This window comes from Claveliimonas sp., assembly GCF_037273965.1.
GTDB classification, from domain to species: Bacteria; Bacillota; Clostridia; order Lachnospirales; family Lachnospiraceae; genus Claveliimonas; species Claveliimonas bilis.
On record NZ_JAYAZJ010000073.1, the window covers coordinates 19,317 to 34,577 of the forward strand.

Sequence of the window (15,261 nt, forward strand, 5' to 3'; positions counted from 1 at the left end):
AAAAACAGGAAAAGGAGGGATGAGTCTATGGCAGTATTGCAGATGCAAAGAGTCAGTATCTGTGCGCTGAAGAAGGACCGGAAGTCGATTCTGGAGAAGCTGCAGTCCATGGGGATCCTGGAAATCAGCCAGGTGGCCGATGAGGATGACGCATTTTCCAGAATGGATACCATGAATGCCCGGGTCAGCTTTGAAAAAAAAGCCAATATTGCGGATCAGGCGTTGGATGTACTGGATGGATACGCTCCGGAGTCAAAATCCATGTTTGCTTCGTTGGAAGGCAAAAAGCTGATCGGCAGCAGCCGATTCCAGTCAGCGGTTGCCGACAAAGAGAAAATCATGGATACGGCTGCTGATCTGATCCAGACCAGTAAGGTTATTGCAGAGAAAAAGGCGGCGATCCTGAAGCTTGAAAATCAGATTGAAAGTCTGACCCCGTATCTTTCTCTGGAAGTTCCAATGAACTATTCCGGAACAAAAAAAGTTGCCATGTTCATAGGGACCATGGCGGCGGAGACGCAGCTTCAGGACGTATACAGCACTCTGGCAGAGCAGCTCCCCGAAGTGGAAGCTGTCGATATACAGATCATATCATCTGATCAGGATGCGGTATATCTGGCGGTCCTTTGTATGAGAGAAGACGCGTCAAAGGTGGAAGAAGTCTTGAGATCAGCGGGATTTGCCAGACCGGCACAACTGTCGGAGGAAGTACCGTCTGTTAAGACGCAGGAGCTGAAAGAAAGCATACAACAATTGAATAATGAAATCAAAGAGCAGGAAGACAAGATCAAGTCCTGTGCCGAAGAGAGGGAGCGGCTGAGATACATTTCAGACTATTTCCGCATGAGAGCTGAGAAATATGAGGTGCTGGGAACCCTGCCCCAGTCACAGAGGACATTTGTCATCAGCGGATACACAGCCAAAAAATTTGTGCCTGCGCTGGAAAAAGCCATTGGCGCAAATTACGACTGTGTAATGGATGTAGAAGAAGTGGGAGAGGAAGAAGAAGTTCCCACCATTCTTCAAAACAACAGTTTTTCCAGGAGCTGGGAAGGAATCGTGGAATCCTATGGTCTTCCGAAAAGAGGAGAATTTGACCCGACAACGATCATGTCATTTTTCTATGTATTTTTCTTTGGCATGATGCTGTCAGATGCGGCATACGGAGCAATTTTGGCAATTGCCTGCTTTGTCCTGCTGAAGAAATTTCCGCGTATGAGTCCCGGAATGTACCAGTCTATCAAACTGTTTATGTTCTGTGGAATTTCCACTGTCATTTGGGGAATCCTGTTTGGCGGATACTTTGGAAATATTGTGGATGTGGTATCGGCAAAATTTTTCGGAACAACGATCACACCGGCGGCATTATGGTTTATTCCTTTGAATGATCCGATGAAGCTGCTGGTATACTCTATGCTATTTGGCGTGATTCATCTTTTTGTAGGGCTGGGAATTAAAGGATATATGTGCATTAAAAACAGACAGTTTATGGACTTTTTCTGTGATGTGGTGTTATGGTTCTGCCTGGTTGTGGGATTGATCCTGATGCTGCTTCCGAGCAGTTTGTTTGCATCTATCGCCCAGACAGAGATCGTATTCCCGGATGTGGTGAATCTTATGGCCAAGGTTTTGGCGATTTTTGGAGCAGTCGGAATTGTTCTGATGTCGGGGCGGGGAACGAAAAACCCAGGGATCAGACTTGCTCTTGGAGCATACGATCTCTACAATATTACCGGCTGGTTAAGCGATGTGCTGTCCTATTCTCGTCTGCTGGCGCTGGGATTGGCAACGGGAGTTATTGCTTCTGTTATCAACCAGATGGGAAGCATGGTGCCGAATAATATTTTCGGAATTATTGCATTTATTGTTATTTTTATTGTAGGTCATGCACTGAATCTGGCGATCAACCTGCTGGGAGCATATGTGCATACAAATCGTCTGCAGTTTGTGGAATTTTTCGGTAAATTTTATGAAGGTGGAGGAAAACCTTTTGAGCCTTTCTGTGCAGACACGAAATATGTAGATATTAAGGAGGAAACATAGGTTATGAATATTTTGGAAAATTTAGGAATTGTATATGCTTTGCTTGGTGCAGCAGTAGCAGTATTATTTGCAGGATGCGGTTCGGCCATTGGTGTAGGTATTGCAGGTCAGGCAGCAGCCGGCGTTGTAACAGAAGATCCGAGTAAATTTGCAAAAGTTCTGGTCATCCAGCTTCTGCCTGGTACACAGGGACTTTACGGACTGCTGGTCGGATTCATTACACTGTCCAAGATCGGTATCCTCGGAGGGGGAATTGCAGATATCAGTGTACAGACAGGACTTCTGATCCTTGCAGCATGCCTGCCGGTTGGTATTGTGGGACTGATCTCCGGTAAATCACAGGGACAGGCAGCAGCGGCTTCTATTGGAATCGTGGCAAAGAAACCGGATCAGTTCGGTAAAGCGATGCTGTTCCCTGCGATGGTTGAGACATACGCCATCCTTTCTCTTCTGATTTCTTTCCTGGCAGTAAACGGAATCCAGGTATAGTGAAAAGAAACCAAAAATAAAGGGAGAAAAAGGAGAGCTGAAAATGACTGGATTAGAAAAAATGAAAAGCCAGATCCTGGATGAAGCGAAAGCAACTGCTGACAGCAAGATCCAGGAGGCCGAAAACCAGGCAAAAGAGATCCTGGATACGGCCACACAGGAAGCGGCAAAAGCTGCAGACGGCATCTCCCAGAAATCAGCGGCAGAAATTGCAAATTATAAGGAGCGGGTGGCATCTTCCATTGACCTTAAGAAAAGAACAGAAATCTTAAAAGCAAAGCAGGAAGTGATTGCCGAAGTTCTTGAAAAAGCCTATGAGACAGTATGTGCGATGGATACAGAATCCTATTTCGCGCTGCTTGAAAAAATGCTTGATAAATATGCACTTGCCCAGGAGGGAGAAATCTATTTTTCTGCAGCAGACCGGGAGAGAATGCCGGACGGATTTGCAGCAAAAATAGAGGCGGCAGCGAAAGCCAGGGGCGGAAGCCTGAAGTTTGGAGAAGAAGATAAAAAAGTGACGGACGGTTTTATCCTTGTGTACGGCGGAGTGGAAGAAAACTGTACGATAAGGGCAATGTTCGATGCGAAGAAAGATGAATTATCAGACTGTGTTTATCAGCTGTTATTTTTATAAGCCTGGCAAAAGCGTAAGGAGGAGCTTAAATGAGTGAAATGTATACCTACGCGGTTGCGCGCATACGGGCTTTGGAAGTCTCTCTTTTTTCCAACGCTGTGATCGAGCAGCTGATTGCGTGTCAAAGCTATGAACAGTGCATTCAGTTTCTCGCGGAACGCGGATGGGGAGACAACGATACGTCTGCAGATGCAGAAAGGATGTTAAAAAGAGAGGAAGAGAAGATATGGCAGGTTATGAAGGAACTTTCCATAGATATGAAAAAATTTGACGTCCTCTCATATCCGAAGCTTTTCCATAATCTGAAAGCGGCCATCAAAGAAGTGTGCACGGAAGATACAGGACGTGACATTTACTATGAAGATGCGGCTGTCCCGGGAAAAGAAATGCTGGAAATTATCCGGGAGAAGGATTTTGGACGGCTGCCCGGAATCATGAGTTCTGTGGCGGCGGAAGCTTACGATACTCTGCTTCACACCCGTGACGGGCAGCTCTGCGATATTATGATCGACAGGGCGGCGCTGGATGCGATCTACAAAGCAGGGATGGAAGCGGAGGATAAGATCATCCGGGATTACGCAGAATCAGCGGTTGCAGTTGCAGACATCAAGATTGCCGTACGTTCACAGAAAACCGCGAAAACAATAGAATTTATGAAACGGGCTATGGCTGAATGCAAAAGCATCAGTGTGGATCAGCTGTCCAGGGCAGCTCTTAACGGGCCGGAAGCAATCCGGGACTACCTGGCAGGTACAGAGTACGCAGGAGGCGCCGAGGCACTTGCAGAGTCCCCGTCCGCATTTGAACGCTGGTGCGACAACCGCATCATACAGACGATCAGCCCGCAGAAATATGAATCATTTACCATAGGCCCGGTAGTAGCCTATGTACTTGCAAGGCAGAATGAAATCAAAACGGTACGAATCATACTTTCCGGCAAGCGAAGCGAACTTCCGGATGATTCAATCCGGGAAAGGGTAAGGGAGATGTATGTATAAGATAGCAGTAATGGGCGACTATGACAGCGTTTATGGCTTCGCCGCACTTGGGCTGGATATATTTCCCATCGCATCCCAGGAGGAGGCCGAGGCAAGACTACATCAGCTGGCAGCAGAGGAATATGGAGTGATCTATATTACAGAAGCGCTTGCAGCTGAATTAAAACATGAGATTGCAAGATATCAGGATCAGATCATTCCGGCGATCATAGAGATTCCCGGAGTGTCCGGAAATACGGGGAATGGTGTCCGCGGCGTGAAAAAATCCGTGGAACAGGCAGTCGGTTCTGACATCTTATTCAGTAACTAAGAAAGTAGAGGTGATTCGTCCGTTATGAGTACAGGTACGATTAAAAAAGTAGCAGGACCCCTTGTCATTGCATCCGGTATGCGTGATGCAAACATGTCCGACGTTGTACGTGTAAGTAAGCAGCGTCTGATCGGGGAGATCATCGAGATGCACGGTGATGAGGCGTCCATTCAGGTATATGAGGAGACATCCGGACTTGGACCGGGAGAACCGGTAGAGTCCACAGGAGCTCCAATGGCGGTTGAGCTTGGACCGGGTCTGATCGCAAGCATCTATGACGGAATCCAGAGACCGCTTGACGATATTATGAAGATTTCAGGAAACAACCTGCAAAGAGGAGTCGAGGTTGCGGCCCTGAAAAGAGATAAGAAATGGGAATTTGTTCCGGTTGCAAAAGTCGGAGATGAAGTGGAAGCAGGCGATGTGCTGGGAACTGTTCAGGAGACAGCCATCGTACAGCAGAAGATCATGGTTCCATATGGTGTGGAAGGAACAGTGAAAGAAATCAAGTCCGGGGAATTTACGGTAGAAGAGACCATTGCAGTAGTGGAGACAAAGGACGGAGACAAAGAACTGACTATGATGCAGAAATGGCCGGTAAGACGGGGACGTCCCTATGTAAAGAAACTGCCGCTGGATGTACCTCTTGTAACCGGACAGCGTGTAGTTGATACCTTCTTCCCGATTGCAAAAGGCGGTGTAGCTGCAGTTCCCGGACCATTCGGAAGCGGTAAGACAGTTATTCAGCACCAGCTGGCAAAATGGGCAGAAGCGGATATTGTGGTATATATCGGATGCGGTGAGCGTGGAAACGAGATGACAGACGTTCTGAACGAATTTCCGGAACTGAAGGATCCAAAGACAGGGCGTTCCCTGATGGAAAGAACGGTTCTGATCGCAAATACATCGGATATGCCTTTCGCAGCCCGTGAGGCGTCTATTTACACAGGAATTACCATTGCGGAATATTTCCGTGACATGGGATATTCCGTTGCATTGATGGCAGACTCCACTTCACGGTGGGCGGAGGCGCTCCGTGAAATGTCAGGACGTCTGGAAGAAATGCCCGGTGAGGAAGGTTACCCGGCATACTTAGGTTCCCGTCTTGCAGAATTTTACGAAAGAGCAGGTCATGTGATCTCTCTTGGAAAAGAAGGAAGAGAAGGTTCCCTGTCCGTTATCGGAGCCGTATCTCCTCCGGGCGGTGATACTTCAGAGCCGGTATCACAGGCAACATTGCGTATCGTTAAAGTATTCTGGGGACTGGATTCCAACCTGGCATACAAGAGACATTTCCCGGCCATCAACTGGCTGACCAGCTATTCTCTGTATCTGGATAATGTCAGTGACTGGTTCAATAATACAGTGGCGCCTGACTGGATGGAAGACCGTCAGAAGATGATGAGCCTTCTGCAGGAAGAAGCAGAGCTGGAAGAGATCGTACAGATGGTAGGTATGGATGCACTTTCACCGGTGGACCGCCTGAAGATGGAAGCGGCAAGATCCATTCGTGAGGACTTCCTGCATCAGAACTCTTTCCACGAAGTAGACACCTACACACCGCTTCGGAAACAGTATCTGATGATGAAGCTGGTGCTGGCATTCTATGAGCAGTCTATGGAAGCTCTGAATAAAGGGGCGTCAATGAATGCTCTTTTGGGAATGGCTGTCAGAGAAAAAATCGGACGTTACAAATATACAACCACAGAAAATGTGGAGACAGAGTACGAAAAAATATTAGAGGAATTAAAAGAAGAGATCGCAGGTGCGTTCGGAAAGGAGGACTTCTAAACTATGCCAAAAGAATATAGAACCATACAGGAAGTTGCCGGACCACTTATGATGGTAAAAGGTGTAGAGGGAGTCACATATGACGAACTCGGAGAAATTGAACTTGCAAATGGAGAAAAACGCCGTTGCAAGGTGCTTGAGGTTGACGGAAGCAATGTAGTTGTACAGCTCTATGAAAATGCTGCAGGAATTAACCTTAGCAACAGCAAGGTGCGGTTCCTTGGACGAAGCATGGAGCTTGGCGTGTCAGGCGATATGCTGGGACGTGTATTCGACGGTCTGGGACGTCCGATTGACGACGGCCCGGAAATCCTGCCGGATGAAAGAAGAGATATCAATGGTCTGCCTATGAACCCGGCGGCCCGCGTATACCCGGAAGAGTTTATCCAGACAGGCGTATCTGCCATTGACGGACTGAACACTCTTGTCCGCGGACAGAAACTTCCGATCTTCTCCTGTTCCGGTCTGCCTCATTCACAGTTGGCAGCCCAGATCGCGAGACAGGCAAAGGTGCGGGGAACAGACGAGAATTTCGCCGTTGTATTCGCTGCTATGGGTATTACATTTGAGGAGTCTAACTTCTTCGTAGAATCCTTCAAGGAGACAGGAGCCATCGACAGAACCGTTTTGTTTGTCAATCTGGCAAATGACCCTGCAGTTGAGCGTATTTCCACACCGCGTATGGCGCTGACTGCGGCAGAATACCTTGCGTTTGAAAAGGATATGCATGTCCTTGTTATTCTGACCGATATCACAAACTATGCGGATGCTCTCCGTGAGATCTCCGCAGCGAAAAAAGAAGTTCCCGGACGCCGCGGCTACCCCGGATATATGTACACAGACCTTGCACAGATGTATGAGCGTGCAGGACGTCAGAGAGGAAAAAGCGGAAGTATCACGATGATCCCGATCCTGACCATGCCGGAAGATGACAAGACCCATCCGATCCCGGACCTTACCGGATATATCACAGAGGGTCAGGTAATCTTAAGCCGTGATCTGTATCGAAAAGGCGTTCAGCCGCCCATCGATGTACTGCCGTCCCTGTCCCGTCTGAAAGATAAAGGTATCGGCGAGGGTAAGACAAGAGCAGATCATTCTAATACAATGAACCAGCTCTTTGCCGCATATTCCCGCGGAAAAGACGCGAAAGAGCTTATGACGATCCTTGGTGAAGCAGCTCTGACAGAGATCGATTTGATCTATGCAAAATTTGCAGACGAATTTGAAAAAGAATACGTATCCCAGGGATACAACACAGACAGATCTATAGAAGAGACACTGGATATTGGCTGGAAACTGCTGTCCATACTTCCAAGATCCGAATTGAAACGAATCGACGATAAGTATCTGGATATGTACTATGGTAAACAATAAGCCATGCGCAGATGGACAGAATCAGTTGTGCAGATTTATCTGCTGACAACTGATTCTGTGCAGATGCATAGGGCGTATGCCCTCCAGCGAGAAGGAGCGGAGCGGAATCGAGCTGGGGCATGGCGGGAAAGGAAGAACGCATAGGGCGTACGCCCTCCAGCGAGAAGGAGCGGAGCGGAATCGAGCTGGGGCATGGCTGGGGGACGGCATGCACGTCCTCATGAGAAAATTAAAGGAGGCAGCAAAATGGCATCTACACAGATCACTCCAACCCGTATGGAGCTGACCAGAACGAAGAAAAAACTTGCCACAGCCAGAAGAGGCCACAAGCTTCTGAAGGATAAGCGTGACGAGTTGATGCGGCAGTTTCTGGATCTGGCAAGGGAAAATATGGAGCTTCGTCAGAAGGTGGAAGCCGGAATCCTCTCTGCAAATAAAAATTTTGTCATAGCAAGGGCCGGAATGGATGCGGCCACATTAAATACAGCTTTAATGGCGCCAAAACAGGAAGTGAACCTGGAGGTCGGCAAGAAAAATGTCATGAGCGTTAATATTCCGGTGTTTGAGTCAAAGACAAGGACAGCGGATGCCAATGACATTTACTCATATGGTTTCGCATTTACATCCAGCGATCTGGACGGAGCGGTGAAATCATTGGCAGATATTTTGCCGGATATGCTGAAGCTTGCGGAGACGGAAAAAGCATGCCAGCTTATGGCGGCTGAGATTGAAAAGACAAGACGCCGTGTAAATGCTTTGGAGCATGTGATTATTCCGGAAGCACAGGAAACAATCAAATACATCACGATGAAGCTGGATGAGAACGAGAGAAGTTCCCAGATCCGTCTGATGAAGGTAAAAGATATGATGCTCGAAGATGCACATCATTACAGTGAACGGGCATAAATGATCCGATCCCCCGAAACCGGAGTGTGTTCTGGTTTTTGGGGGATTTTCTGTTTGGCAGAAAACGCCATTCCCCGCTAAACAAAATGTTCTGTGGGATGCGCCCTATGTAACAAACAGCCGATTTTGGAATATACTATTTCCAGATAACTCTTTTTCGGGAGGGCGTAAGACGAATGGAAAGGAAATTACCGTATTACATGGCATATCCCATGCCGCTTTTATATGACGATGAGAGACTGGAAAGAAGAGATTTTGAATACATGAAGAGTATGTATCCGGAAACTGCAAAAAGAGCGCTGCCCTTCGTGGAGGAAGAGTGCGACCGCATGGAATATGAAGGCAGCATGTTATATGATGAATACCCGGATAAACTGCAGCTTAGACTGATGTGCAGCCGTATTTATAATAAGATGGAAGACCGGGAAGAAAACCCGGGAGAATGGCTTGGAGAACTTCTGGAAGTTATGCTGTACCAGGAGATTTATAAAAGACGCTGTGACCACAGAAAATACAGAAGAAAGTATTATTGATATTCTGTCAGGCTTCCTTCTGTTTTTCTTGCCGACTATATGACCGGATAGTTCAAAATGTGTGGTAAGCAGTTTTAAAAATATGTAAATGGACAAATAAATAGAAAATGTGATACAATAGCAAAAATAGTTTCGGTTTGGGAGAAGATTTTGCCTGCAGGTGGTCAAGGCAAAGTGGGGAGAACGAAAGATAGGGAGAAGGAGTATGAATAATATTATTTTTATCGGAATGCCGGCCTCCGGAAAGAGTACCATAGGGGTTGTTGCAGCAAAGCGGCTGGGATACGGATTTATTGATCCGGATATCCTGATACAGGAACAGGAAAAACGTTTGCTGCATGAGATTATTAGAGAAGAGGGGCTGGATAGATTCCGGGAAATTGAGGACGAGGTGAATGCCCGGATAGAGGCAGAGCACACTGTGATCTCTCCGGGCGGAAGTATTGTATACTGCAGGAATGCTATGGAGCATTTTAAAAAGATCGGAAAAATCGTATATCTTCAGGCATCGTATGAAACGATAAGAGACAGGATCGGTGATCCTCACAAACGGGGCGTTACACTTCGGGAAGGACAGTCACTTCGGGAACTTTATGAGGAGAGGAAAGTTCTGTTCGAAAGATATGCAGATATCACAATCAGCGAAGATGGGTTGACATTGGAGCAGACAATTGGTAAAGTTTTAGAGGCATTAGAAAATTAACATTTTTTGACTTGGTAAAATGTTACAGAATTTTTACACAAGTATAAAAAATGTTTTACAACCGGCTGATATATGATATAATGTCATCGGACATTATATCTGCGCATATCGGTTTTAGCGGAACCGCTAAAAGCCGAGCGCTAAAAATCTGCCGGAGGCATCGAGTCCGCGAGGACGAGATATAATGTCATCGGACATTATATCTGCGCACGTCGGTTTTGGCGGAACCGCCAAAAGCCGAGCGCTAAAAATCTGCCGAGGATATTATACCCGCAAAGATTTGGGACGGCAGGATATCAATGCCATGAATTTCGAAGAAAATTTACGATATAATAATGATTATAAACGGGCAAAAAGCTTCAAGATCTGTCGAAAGAAGGCAGAGAATGAGAGTGTGATCGAGGTGCAGTATGGAACAATATATTATTAAAGGCGGCAATCCGCTTGTCGGTGAAGTGGAGATAGGCGGAGCAAAAAATGCAGCCCTTGCTATTCTTGCGGCTGCAATTATGAGTGATGAAACAGTTATGATTGACAATCTTCCGGATGTCAATGACATTAATGTACTGCTGGATGCTATTTCCGGGATCGGAGCGTCTGTGCACCGTGTGGACCGCCACACCGTAAAGATTAACGGGCGGGGCGTATCCAGTTTTGATATTGAATATGACTATATTAAGAAGATAAGAGCATCTTATTATCTGCTGGGAGCTCTTCTTGGGAAATATAAAAGAGCAGAGGTGGCGCTTCCGGGAGGATGCAACATTGGAAGCCGTCCCATTGACCAGCATTTGAAAGGATTCCGCGCGCTTGGTGCGGATGTGGACATTGAACACGGCAAGATTATCGCCGAGGCAACAAGGCTGGTAGGAAAACACATTTATTTTGATGTTGTCAGTGTGGGCGCTACCATTAATGTTATGATGGCGGCAGCCATGGCAGAGGGGCTTACCATTCTTGAAAATGTTGCGAAAGAACCGCATGTTGTAGATGTTGCCAACTTCCTCAACAGTATGGGAGCAAATATCAGGGGAGCAGGAACGGATGTGATCAAGATCCGCGGAGTTTCTCATCTGCATCGTACAGAGTATTCTGTTATTCCGGATCAGATCGAGGCTGGAACTTTCATGTTTGCAGCGGCAGCTACCAAAGGAGATGTAACGGTTCTGAATGTGATTCCGAAACATCTGGAGGCAACAATTGCAAAGCTTGTGGAAATCGGATGTGAGGTAGAGGAATTTGACGATGCGGTGCGCGTCGTGTCCAAGGGAAGCTTGAGCTGCACGCATGTAAAAACCCTTCCTTATCCGGGATTTCCTACAGATATGCAGCCGCAGATCGGCGTGACACTTGCTCTTTGTAAAGGGACAAGTATCATCACGGAAAGCATTTTTGAGAACAGATTTAAATATTTGGATGAGCTGGCACGTATGGGAGCCAATGTAAAGGTAGAAGGAAATTCCGCTACCATTGAAGGTGTGGAAAGATTTTCAGCTGCACGGGTGAGCGCGCCGGATCTTCGGGCAGGAGCGGCGCTGTGTATTGCGGGGCTGGCTGCTGACGGTATTACGATCGTGGATGATATCGTTTATATCCAGAGAGGCTATGAGCGTTTCGACGAGAAGCTGAGAAGCCTGGGGGCTGTGATCGAAAAAGTTTCCACAGAAAAAGAAATCCGTAAGTTTATGCTGAAGGTGGGCTAGATTTTCGGAAATATCTATTGACTTATGCAAAGAAAGCATATAAAGTATTATTTGTATCATTTGCGATACAGAGGAACAATTCAATAACAGAAACGTGTATTTCTCTTATTCAGAGCAGTGGAGGTACAAAGGACCTGTGAAGCTGCGGCAACCCCGATAGAACGGAAGGTGCCAACCTGAGCGAGTGATCGAACAATAAGAGGATTGGTTTGGTTTATAACAGTCCGCTTATTTTTAATAAGCGGACTTTTTACTGCCAGCTGGACAAGAGAAAGGAAAAGGAGCAGATATGGAAAAAAGATTATTTACATCCGAATCAGTAACAGAAGGACATCCGGATAAGATGTGCGACCAGATATCAGATGCGATCCTGGACGCGCTGATGGAGCAGGACCCCATGAGCCGTGTGGCATGTGAGACTTGTACGACAACAGGTCTTGTGCTGGTTATGGGTGAGATTACAACAAACGCGTACGTAGATATCCAGAAAATTGTAAGAGATACTGTCCGGGAGATCGGTTATACAAGAGGCAAGTATGGATTTGACGCTGATACATGCGGCGTGATCACAGCGATTGACGAACAGTCCTCGGATATTGCCATGGGTGTTGATAAAGCGCTGGAGGCAAAGGAAAATAAAATGTCAGAGGAAGAGCTGGATGCTATCGGAGCCGGAGATCAGGGAATGATGTTCGGCTATGCCACAGATGAGACGGAAGAGATGCTGCCGTATCCGGCAGCGCTGGCACACAAGCTTGCGAGAAGACTTGCGGAAGTAAGAAAGGACGGAACTCTTTCATATTTGAGACCGGACGGAAAGACACAGGTAACTGTAGAGTATGATGAAGAGGGAGTTCCCTGCAGACTGGACGCAGTTGTTCTCTCCACACAGCATGATCCGGATGTGACACAGGAACAGATCCATGAGGATATCCGCAAATATGTGTTTGACGCCATTATCCCGGAAGGAATGACGGATGAAAATACGAAATATTTAATAAACCCTACCGTACGATTTGTGATAGGAGGACCCCACGGTGACAGTGGACTGACAGGAAGGAAGATCATTGTAGATTCTTATGGCGGAATGGCCCGTCACGGAGGCGGAGCGTTTTCCGGAAAGGACTGCACGAAAGTGGATCGTTCTGCCGCATATGCAGCGCGGTATGTTGCAAAAAATATCGTTGCAGCAGGACTGGCTAAGAAATGTGAGATTCAGCTTTCCTATGCCATAGGAGTTGCACACCCGACTTCAGTTATGGTAGATACCTTTGGAACCGGAAAAGTAAGTGATGAAAAGCTTGTGGAGATCATCAGAGATAACTTTGACCTTCGCCCGGCGGGCATTATTAAAATGCTGGATCTTAGAAGGCCTATCTACAAACAGACTGCAGCATACGGCCATTTTGGGCGCACAGACCTGGATCTTCCCTGGGAAAAGACAGATCGGGCAGAAGATCTGAAAAAGTATTTATAAAAAGTTTATAAAAATTTATGAGCGCTTTTTAAGGAAAGCGCTCTTTTTGTGCTAAAATAAAAACGGAGGTCTGTGCGTATGAAATTTAAAACTCGTTTGATCATTGCTTTTCTGGCAGTGATCATGGTGCCGGTACTTTTGACCAGCCTTTTTATTATGCTGATCGGTCAGTACCAGTTAAGTGCAATTGAAAAAACATATGGAATCTCCGGGACGACTTTTGAGGCTCTGTCGAATCCTCTTCAGGTGATGGGCAGACTGACAGAAAATTCTTACCACGAGCTGCAGGCGACAGTCAGAGAAGACCCTTCTAAGCTTATAGATGCCACATATCTCAATGATTTTAATTCGGCGCTGAATAAAAAGAAATCCTATCTGATCGTCAGAGGAGAGGGAACGATTCTTTACATTGGTATTGATACAGAAGAGGCAGACAGTGTAATTGATCAACTGCCCGGTTATGGGGAATCGGAGACTACATCTGAGAACGGGATCTACCTGGGAGGAGCAGCGCAGGCTCTTGTAAGGCAGGTGGATTTTCAGTTTGATGACGGGGCAACAGCCAGTGCGTTTATTGTTACCGATGTAGGAAATGCAATTCCGGAGCTGGAGGATTTTGCCGTTGATGTTCTGGCGGCGGTTGCGCTTATTTTGATCTTTACGGCGTTTATTCTTGTATTCTGGATCTATCATACAGTCATGGGACCCTTGAGGAAGGTGCGAAAGGCAGCACAGAGTATTAAAGAAGGGAACCTTGACTTTGAGCTGAAATGGAAGACAGATGACGAGCTGGGGCGGCTGTGCCAGGATTTTGAGGAAATGAGAAAGAGGCTGAAAGCCAATGCAGAAGAAAAGCTTTCTTTTGATAATGAAAACAAAGAGCTGATCAGCAACATTTCCCATGATCTGAAGACGCCCGTGACAGCCATTAAAGGCTATGCGGAAGGAATTATAGACGGAGTTGCGGATACGCCGGAGAAGATGGATAAATATGTCCGGACGATCTACAATAAAGCCAGTGAGATGGATACTCTGATCAACGAACTGACTTTATATTCCAAGATCGATACAAACCGGATTCCCTATAATTTTAAGATTATTTCCGTCAACGATTATTTCAACGACTGCTCCGAGGAGCTTTCCCTTGAGCTGGAGTCCAGAAATGTGGAGTTTGGCTATTTTAACTATGTGGAAGAAGATGTGAAAGTGATTGCCGATGCGGAGCAGATTAAGAGGGTGATCAACAATATTATCAACAATTCACTGAAGTACATGGATAAGCAGAAGGGAAAAATCAATCTGCGTGTGAAAGATGTAGGAGATTTTGTGCAAATTGAACTGGAAGACAATGGAAGAGGGATCGCGACAAAAGATCTCACCAATATATTTGAGCGGTTTTACAGAACGGATGCTTCCCGAAATTCTTCCAAAGGAGGAAGCGGGATTGGTCTGTCCATTGTAAAGAAAATTATAGAAGAACACGGAGGCAAGATCTGGGCGACCAGCCGGGAAGGAACAGGAACGACGATGTATTTTGTACTCCGTAAATATCAGGAGGTACCGATCAATGAGTAAAATATTGATAGTAGAGGATGAAGAGGCGATTGCTGACCTGGAAAAAGATTATCTGGAACTTTCCGGATTTACAGTAGAGGTGGCAAACGATGGAGAGAGCGGACTTAATATGGCTCTTGGAAATGATTACAATCTGCTGATCCTGGATCTGATGCTGCCTGGCGTAGACGGATTTGAGATATGCCGTCAGGTGCGGGACAAGAAAAATACACCGATCATTATGGTTTCCGCTAAAAAAGATGATATTGATAAGATCCGGGGACTGGGGCTCGGAGCTGATGATTATATGACGAAGCCTTTCAGCCCCAGTGAACTTGTGGCAAGGGTAAAGGCCCATCTTGCCCGTTATGAGCGGCTGATCGGAAGTGCGGCTGAGGCCAATAAGATCATCGAGATCCGTGGGCTTAAGATTGACACGACAGCCCGCAGAGTGTGGGTCAATGGAGTGGAGAAGAACTTTACCACCAAGGAATTTGATTTGCTGACTTTTCTTGCAAGTCATCCCAATCATGTGTATACTAAGGATGAATTGTTCAGCGAAATATGGGACATGGAATCCATTGGAGATATTGCCACTGTCACAGTGCATATCAAAAAGATCCGTGAAAAGATAGAGGTGGATACGGCTAATCCTCAGTATATTGAGACAATATGGGGAGTGGGCTACCGCTTCAGAATGTAGAAAAAACATGTCCTTTGCACAAAATGTGGAGGCTATA

At 46.4% G+C, this 15,261-nt stretch carries 15 protein-coding genes and 1 riboswitch; all 15 genes read left to right on the top strand.

The window, feature by feature from the left end:
* Positions 1-27 precede the first annotated feature (27 nt).
* Positions 28-2,043, top strand: a complete 2,016-nt coding sequence (locus tag WJ238_RS06135) for a V-type ATP synthase subunit I (RefSeq protein WP_337606439.1) — start codon at positions 28-30, stop codon at positions 2,041-2,043.
* Between the two features lie 3 nt (positions 2,044-2,046).
* Complete coding sequence (locus tag WJ238_RS06140; protein ID WP_230107328.1) at positions 2,047-2,532, top strand: V-type ATP synthase subunit K; 486 nt, start codon at positions 2,047-2,049, stop codon at positions 2,530-2,532.
* Between the two features lie 43 nt (positions 2,533-2,575).
* The gene (locus WJ238_RS06145) at positions 2,576-3,169 is read left to right on the top strand and encodes a V-type ATP synthase subunit E (protein WP_230107327.1); all 594 of its coding nucleotides are present in this window, start codon (positions 2,576-2,578) and stop codon (positions 3,167-3,169) included.
* 29 nt (positions 3,170-3,198) lie between these two features.
* The gene (locus tag WJ238_RS06150) at positions 3,199-4,167 is read left to right on the top strand and encodes a V0D/AC39 family V-type ATPase subunit (protein ID WP_230107326.1); all 969 of its coding nucleotides are present in this window, start codon (positions 3,199-3,201) and stop codon (positions 4,165-4,167) included.
* The gene (locus tag WJ238_RS06155) at positions 4,160-4,477 is read left to right on the top strand and encodes a V-type ATP synthase subunit F (RefSeq protein ID WP_230107325.1); all 318 of its coding nucleotides are present in this window, start codon (positions 4,160-4,162) and stop codon (positions 4,475-4,477) included. Before WJ238_RS06150 ends, WJ238_RS06155 begins: the two co-directional genes overlap by 8 nt.
* Before the next feature lie 24 nt (positions 4,478-4,501).
* A complete protein-coding gene (locus WJ238_RS06160) occupies positions 4,502-6,268 on the top strand; it encodes a V-type ATP synthase subunit A (protein WP_230107324.1) in 1,767 nt (588 codons plus the stop codon).
* Between the two features lie 3 nt (positions 6,269-6,271).
* Positions 6,272-7,645, top strand: a complete 1,374-nt coding sequence (locus WJ238_RS06165; RefSeq protein ID WP_230107323.1) for a V-type ATP synthase subunit B — start codon at positions 6,272-6,274, stop codon at positions 7,643-7,645.
* Between the two features lie 246 nt (positions 7,646-7,891).
* A complete protein-coding gene (locus WJ238_RS06170; protein WP_230107322.1) occupies positions 7,892-8,551 on the top strand; it encodes a V-type ATP synthase subunit D in 660 nt (219 codons plus the stop codon).
* Between the two features lie 176 nt (positions 8,552-8,727).
* A complete protein-coding gene (locus WJ238_RS06175) occupies positions 8,728-9,084 on the top strand; it encodes a hypothetical protein (RefSeq protein WP_230107321.1) in 357 nt (118 codons plus the stop codon).
* A 205-nt stretch (positions 9,085-9,289) separates the two neighbouring features.
* Positions 9,290-9,787 (top strand): shikimate kinase, encoded by a 498-nt coding sequence (locus WJ238_RS06180; RefSeq protein WP_230107320.1) that lies wholly within the window; start codon positions 9,290-9,292, stop codon positions 9,785-9,787.
* A 304-nt stretch (positions 9,788-10,091) separates the two neighbouring features.
* Positions 10,092-10,217 carry a hypothetical protein gene (locus WJ238_RS06185; protein ID WP_337606440.1) on the top strand — a complete coding sequence of 42 codons (126 nt, stop codon included), beginning with the start codon at positions 10,092-10,094 and terminating at the stop codon, positions 10,215-10,217.
* Positions 10,198-11,490, top strand: coding sequence for a UDP-N-acetylglucosamine 1-carboxyvinyltransferase (gene murA, locus WJ238_RS06190; RefSeq protein WP_316266039.1), 1,293 nt, complete (start codon positions 10,198-10,200; stop codon positions 11,488-11,490). The genes WJ238_RS06185 and murA overlap by 20 nt, the downstream gene beginning before the upstream one ends.
* Before the next feature lie 102 nt (positions 11,491-11,592).
* Positions 11,593-11,692: riboswitch (SAM riboswitch) on the top strand.
* A gap of 87 nt (positions 11,693-11,779) precedes the next feature.
* Positions 11,780-12,967, top strand: coding sequence for a methionine adenosyltransferase (metK, locus tag WJ238_RS06195; RefSeq protein ID WP_337606441.1), 1,188 nt, complete (start codon positions 11,780-11,782; stop codon positions 12,965-12,967).
* A gap of 78 nt (positions 12,968-13,045) precedes the next feature.
* Positions 13,046-14,542 carry a sensor histidine kinase gene (locus tag WJ238_RS06200; protein WP_337606443.1) on the top strand — a complete coding sequence of 499 codons (1,497 nt, stop codon included), beginning with the start codon at positions 13,046-13,048 and terminating at the stop codon, positions 14,540-14,542.
* Complete coding sequence (locus WJ238_RS06205) at positions 14,535-15,224, top strand: response regulator transcription factor (protein WP_230107316.1); 690 nt, start codon at positions 14,535-14,537, stop codon at positions 15,222-15,224. Before WJ238_RS06200 ends, WJ238_RS06205 begins: the two co-directional genes overlap by 8 nt.
* Positions 15,225-15,261: the final 37 nt, after the last annotated feature.

Coding starts and splice junctions, on each gene's coding strand:
- WJ238_RS06135 (WP_337606439.1), top strand. CDS start 28: ATGGCAGTATTGCAGATGCAAAGAGTCAGTATCTGTGCGCTGAAGAAG.
- WJ238_RS06140 (WP_230107328.1), top strand. CDS start 2,047: ATGAATATTTTGGAAAATTTAGGAATTGTATATGCTTTGCTTGGTGCA.
- WJ238_RS06145 (WP_230107327.1), top strand. CDS start 2,576: ATGACTGGATTAGAAAAAATGAAAAGCCAGATCCTGGATGAAGCGAAA.
- WJ238_RS06150 (WP_230107326.1), top strand. CDS start 3,199: ATGAGTGAAATGTATACCTACGCGGTTGCGCGCATACGGGCTTTGGAA.
- WJ238_RS06155 (WP_230107325.1), top strand. CDS start 4,160: ATGTATAAGATAGCAGTAATGGGCGACTATGACAGCGTTTATGGCTTC.
- WJ238_RS06160 (WP_230107324.1), top strand. CDS start 4,502: ATGAGTACAGGTACGATTAAAAAAGTAGCAGGACCCCTTGTCATTGCA.
- WJ238_RS06165 (WP_230107323.1), top strand. CDS start 6,272: ATGCCAAAAGAATATAGAACCATACAGGAAGTTGCCGGACCACTTATG.
- WJ238_RS06170 (WP_230107322.1), top strand. CDS start 7,892: ATGGCATCTACACAGATCACTCCAACCCGTATGGAGCTGACCAGAACG.
- WJ238_RS06175 (WP_230107321.1), top strand. CDS start 8,728: ATGGAAAGGAAATTACCGTATTACATGGCATATCCCATGCCGCTTTTA.
- WJ238_RS06180 (WP_230107320.1), top strand. CDS start 9,290: ATGAATAATATTATTTTTATCGGAATGCCGGCCTCCGGAAAGAGTACC.
- WJ238_RS06185 (WP_337606440.1), top strand. CDS start 10,092: ATGAATTTCGAAGAAAATTTACGATATAATAATGATTATAAACGGGCA.
- murA (WP_316266039.1), top strand. CDS start 10,198: ATGGAACAATATATTATTAAAGGCGGCAATCCGCTTGTCGGTGAAGTG.
- metK (WP_337606441.1), top strand. CDS start 11,780: ATGGAAAAAAGATTATTTACATCCGAATCAGTAACAGAAGGACATCCG.
- WJ238_RS06200 (WP_337606443.1), top strand. CDS start 13,046: ATGAAATTTAAAACTCGTTTGATCATTGCTTTTCTGGCAGTGATCATG.
- WJ238_RS06205 (WP_230107316.1), top strand. CDS start 14,535: ATGAGTAAAATATTGATAGTAGAGGATGAAGAGGCGATTGCTGACCTG.